Below are 5765 nucleotides of genomic sequence, written 5' to 3'. Positions count from 1 at the left end.
CTGAGTAGCGCGCGTGACGCGCGCCGGCGTTGGGTGAACACGGAGCTCCTTGTGCGGGGTGGACACAGGTCGCTGCGCGCAACGGTTCACCGAAATGGTAATCCTCCAGATATAGTCCGTACGGGATTCGAACCCGTGTTACCGCCGTGAAAAGGCGGTGTCTTAACCCCTTGACCAACGGACCATACTTTCAACTTGGCCACTCGCCTATCTCCCAGGGGGCAACCCCCAAGTACTTCCGCCGTAGATGGACTTAACTTCTGTGTTCGACATGGGAACAGGTGTATCTCCATCGCAATGATGACCAAATCATTAAATGTTACCTTGAACATTCAAAACTAAATAACAATTCTTCTAACTTTTAAACCATAAGCATATTATATTTGACTCTTTTGGTAAAGTCCTCGAGCGATTAGTACTGGTCCGCTCCAAGTCTCGCAACTCTTCCACTTCCAGCCTATCTACCAGATCATCTCTCTGGGCTCTTAATTCTTACGAATGGGTAATCTCATCTTGAGGTGGGCTTCGCACTTAGATGCTTTCAGCGCTTATCCCTTCCCTACATAGCTATCCAGCCGTGCTCCTGGCGGAACAACTGGTACACCAGCGGTAAGTCCATCCCGGTCCTCTCGTACTAAGGACAGATCCTCTCAAATTACCTACGCCCGCGACGGATAGGGACCGAACTGTCTCACGACGTTCTGAACCCAGCTCGCGTGCCGCTTTAATGGGCGAACAGCCCAACCCTTGGGACCGACTACAGCCCCAGGATGCGACGAGCCGACATCGAGGTGCCAAACCTCCCCGTCGATGTGAACTCTTGGGGGAGATAAGCCTGTTATCCCCAGGGTAGCTTTTATCCGTTGAGCGATGGCCCTTCCATGCGGTACCACCGGATCACTAAGTCCTAGTTTCCTACCTGCTCGAGTTGTAGCTCTCGCAGTCAAGCTGGCTTTTACCTTTACACTCTACGATTGATTTCCAACCAATCTGAGCCAACCTTTGAGCGCCTCCGTTACTCTTTAGGAGGCGACCGCCCCAGTCAAACTGTCCGTCAGACACTGTCTCCCTGGCCGATTATGCCAGCGGGTTAGAGTAACCATAAGTCAAGGGTAGTATCCCAACAACGCCTCAATAGAAACTAGCGTCCCTATTTCAATGGCTCCTACCTATCCTGTACATGACTTACAGGTACTCAATATCAAACTACAGTAAAGCTCCATGGGGTCTTTCCGTCCTGTCGCGGGTAACCTGCATCTTCACAGGTACTAAAATTTCACCGAGTCTCTCGTTGAGACAGTGCCCAAATCATTACGCCTTTCGTGCGGGTCGGAACTTACCCGACAAGGAATTTCGCTACCTTAGGACCGTTATAGTTACGGCCGCCGTTTACTGGGGCTTCAATTCATACCTTCGACTTACGTCTAAGCACTCCTCTTAACCTTCCAGCACCGGGCAGGCGTCACCCCCTATACATCACCTTGCGGTTTAGCAGAGAGCTGTGTTTTTGATAAACAGTTGCTTGGGCCTATTCACTGCGGCTGGCTTTTACACCAGCACCCCTTCTCCCGAAGTTACGGGGCTATTTTGCCGAGTTCCTTAACGAGAGTTCTCTCGATCACCTGAGGCTACTCGCCTCGACTACCTGTGTCGGTTTGCGGTACGGGTAGATATGACTTTACGCTAGAAGCTTTTCTTGGCAGTGTGACATCAGAGAGTTCGCAACCGTAGTTGCTTCCCCATCACAGCTCAATGTTAAAGAGAAATGCATTTGACACATCTCACACCTCACTGCTTAGACCAGAATCCATTAACTGGCATCTCTTAGCCTACTGCGTCCCTCCATCACGATCATATCTAGTACTGGAATATCAACCAGTTGTCCATCGACTACGCCTTTCGGCCTCGCCTTAGGTCCCGACTAACCCAGGGCGGACGAGCCTTCCCCTGGAAACCTTAGTCTTACGGTGGATAAGATTCTCACTTATCTTGCGCTACTCATACCGGCATTCTCACTTCTTAACGCTCCAGCACTCCTCACGGTATACCTTCATCGCGGTTAAGAACGCTCTCCTACCATTGATAAAATATCAATCCAAAGCTTCGGTAATATGTTTAGCCCCGGTACATTTTCGGCGCAGGGTCACTCGACTAGTGAGCTATTACGCACTCTTTGAATGATAGCTGCTTCTGAGCTAACATCCTAGTTGTCTGTGCAACCCCACATCCTTTTCCACTTAACATATATTTTGGGACCTTAGCTGTTGGTCTGGGCTGTTTCCCTTTCGACTACGGATCTTAGCACTCGCAGTCTGACTGCCGAACATGTGTATTAGCATTCGGAGTTTATCTGAGATTGGTAATCCTAGACGGACCCCTCACCCAAACAGTGCTCTACCTCCAATACACTTACATTTCGACGCTAGCCCTAAAGCTATTTCGGAGAGAACCAGCTATCTCCCAGTTCGTTTGGAATTTCTCCGCTATCCACAAGTCATCCAAACACTTTTCAACGTGTCCTGGTTCGGGCCTCCAGTGCGTCTTACCACACCTTCACCCTGCTCATGGATAGGTCACTAGGTTTCGGGTCTACATCATGATACTAAGTCGCCCTATTCAGACTCGGTTTCCCTACGGCTCCGTCTCTTCAACTTAACCTCGCATCATAACGTAACTCGCCGGTTCATTCTACAAAAGGCACGCTCTCACCCATTAACGGGCTCGAACTTCTTGTAGGCACACGGTTTCAGGTGCTATTTCACTCCCCTCTCGGGGTTCTTTTCACCTTTCCCTCACGGTACTGGTTCACTATCGGTCACTAAGGAGTATTTAGGGTTGGGAGATGGTCCTCCCGGATTCAAACTGGATTTCGCGTGTCCAGCCCTACTCAGGATACTGCTAGGTATAAGCGCTATTTCGTCTACGGGATTATTACCCTCTTTGATTAACCTTCCCAGGTTATTCGACTATAATGCTTAAGTCCACGTTGCAGTCCTACAACCCCAAGAAGCAAGCTTCTTGGTTTGCCCTTCTTCGCGTTCGCTCGCCGCTACTTACGAAATCGTTTTTACTTTCTCTTCCTGCAGGTACTTAGATGTTTCAGTTCTCTGCGTTACCTTTACATGAGCTATGTATTCACTCATGAATAACTGCTAGTAGCAGCTGGGTTTCCCCATTCGGAGACCTAGGGATCAATGCGTACTTACTGCTCCCCCTAGAATATCGTCGTTAGTCACGTCCTTCATCGGCTCTTAGTGCCAAGGCATCCACCGTGCGCCCTTATTAACTTTGCCATGATGATTTATAATCATCGTTTTTCAAGTATAAGTTTGTAAATTCTTTAAAATTCACAGCTTTTGGTTTATTTATCGTTATTAGATATTGTTATTTAGTTTTCAATGTTCAAGTGATTTTAACGTCTTGTCTGACAATGGAGCCTAGCGGGATCGAACCGCTGACCTCCTGCGTGCAAAGCAGGCGCTCTCCCAGCTGAGCTAAGGCCCCACAATCAAGAATTTGATTCTTGCTTAGGTTTATCACTAAACCCCTCAAAACTGAATAAAGTTGAATGCTCACGTCTTTGTATATATTCCTTAGAAAGGAGGTGATCCAGCCGCACCTTCCGATACGGCTACCTTGTTACGACTTCACCCCAGTCATCGGTCTTACCTTAGGAAGCGCCCTCCTTGCGGTTAGGCAACCTACTTCGGGTACTCCCAACTCCCGTGGTGTGACGGGCGGTGTGTACAAGGCCCGGGAACGTATTCACCGCGGCGTGCTGATCCGCGATTACTAGCGATTCCGACTTCATGTAGGCGAGTTGCAGCCTACAATCCGAACTGAGAATGGTTTTAAGAGATTAGCTAAACATCACTGTCTCGCGACTCGTTGTACCATCCATTGTAGCACGTGTGTAGCCCAGGTCATAAGGGGCATGATGATTTGACGTCATCCCCACCTTCCTCCGGTTTATCACCGGCAGTCTCGTTAGAGTGCCCAACTTAATGATGGCAACTAACAATAGGGGTTGCGCTCGTTGCGGGACTTAACCCAACATCTCACGACACGAGCTGACGACAACCATGCACCACCTGTATCCCGTGTCCCGAAGGAACTTCCTATCTCTAGGAATAGCACGAGTATGTCAAGACCTGGTAAGGTTCTTCGCGTTGCTTCGAATTAAACCACATGCTCCACCGCTTGTGCGGGCCCCCGTCAATTCCTTTGAGTTTCAACCTTGCGGTCGTACTCCCCAGGCGGAGTGCTTATTGCGTTAGCTGCGATACAGAGAACTTATAGCTCCCTACATCTAGCACTCATCGTTTACGGCGTGGACTACCAGGGTATCTAATCCTGTTTGCTCCCCACGCTTTCGAGCCTCAGTGTCAGTTACAGGCCAGAGAGCCGCTTTCGCCACCGGTGTTCCTCCATATATCTACGCATTTCACCGCTACACATGGAATTCCACTCTCCTCTCCTGCACTCAAGTCTACCAGTTTCCAATGCATACAATGGTTGAGCCACTGCCTTTTACACCAGACTTAATAAACCACCTGCGCTCGCTTTACGCCCAATAAATCCGGACAACGCTCGGGACCTACGTATTACCGCGGCTGCTGGCACGTAGTTAGCCGTCCCTTTCTGGGTAGTTACCGTCACTTGATGAGCTTTCCACTCTCACCAACGTTCTTCTCTACCAACAGAGTTTTACGATCCGAAAACCTTCTTCACTCACGCGGCGTTGCTCGGTCAGACTTTCGTCCATTGCCGAAGATTCCCTACTGCTGCCTCCCGTAGGAGTTTGGGCCGTGTCTCAGTCCCAATGTGGCCGATCACCCTCTCAGGTCGGCTATGTATCATCGCCTTGGTGAGCCTTTACCTCACCAACTAGCTAATACAACGCGGGATCATCTTTGAGTGATGCAATTGCATCTTTCAAACTTAAAACTTGTGTTTAAAGTTTTTATGCGGTATTAGCATTCGTTTCCAAATGTTGTCCCCCGCTCAAAGGCAGATTCCCCACGCGTTACTCACCCGTTCGCTGCTCATCCAGTCGGTACAAGTACCAACCTTCAGCGCTCAACTTGCATGTATTAGGCACGCCGCCAGCGTTCGTCCTGAGCCAGGATCAAACTCTCAAATAAAGTATTTAAGTCACCTTAGTGACTGGCTTGTCTTTCATTATTGATTGACAGATTTTTGATGTATCTTACTACATCACATGAGTCATTCTTCTTTATTCAGTTTTCAATGGTCTAGCTTATCGCTTCAAGACCCTCGTCTCTTGCGACAACTATTATATTCTATCAAACCTAACTAAACTTGTCAAGAATTAACTGTGACTTTTATACCTTTTTTTATCTTACGTTCGCTTTTTCCCTCTCCTGTATTCGCTTTATTTCATGCCACCACTAGCTTTGACAAATTAAAAAAATAAGTCAAAATTGACTTATTTTTTTATTAATGTACCCAGATACTCATCAACATGACTATCCCTAAACCTACAACTGCGATAATCGTTTCTAGTACTGTCCAAGTTTTTAATGTTTGTTTGACATCTAAATCAAAGTATTCTTTAAACATCCAGAATCCTGCATCGTTAACATGAGATGCGGCAATTGAACCTGCCCCTATTGCCAAGACCATTAGTGCGGCTGTATTTGGAGAAGCTGATGCAAGCATTGGTTGAACTAAACCTGCTGCTGTTAAAGCGGCCACGGTTGCAGAACCTAAGGCTACACGTAAAATTACTGTGATGATCCAAG

General features: G+C 48.0%; 2 tRNA genes, 3 rRNA genes and 1 pseudogene. All 6 read right to left on the bottom strand.

From position 1 onward, the window contains the following. Nucleotides 1-112: 112 nt before the first annotated feature. Nucleotides 113-184, bottom strand: a tRNA-Glu gene (locus ABZS58_RS50845). Between the two features lie 9 nt (nt 185-193). After that, nucleotides 194-309 (bottom strand): 5S ribosomal RNA (gene rrf / locus ABZS58_RS50840). 83 nt (nt 310-392) lie between these two features. Next, nucleotides 393-3293 (bottom strand): 23S ribosomal RNA (locus ABZS58_RS50835). A gap of 138 nt (nt 3294-3431) precedes the next feature. Continuing rightward, a tRNA-Ala gene (locus tag ABZS58_RS50830) sits at nt 3432-3504 on the bottom strand. Nucleotides 3505-3597: 93 nt separating this feature from the next. Further along, a 16S ribosomal RNA gene (locus tag ABZS58_RS50825) occupies nt 3598-5144 on the bottom strand. The 16S, 23S and 5S rRNA genes sit together here with 2 tRNA genes alongside, the layout of an rRNA operon. Nucleotides 5145-5460: 316 nt before the next feature. Continuing rightward, nucleotides 5461-5765: pseudogene (locus ABZS58_RS50820) on the bottom strand (gluconate transporter); the annotation flags it as partial.

This window comes from Dactylosporangium sp. NPDC005555 (assembly GCF_040605635.1).
GTDB lineage: Bacteria > Actinomycetota > Actinomycetes > Mycobacteriales > Micromonosporaceae > Dactylosporangium.
This window is presented reverse-complemented; position numbering and strand designations above follow the sequence as displayed.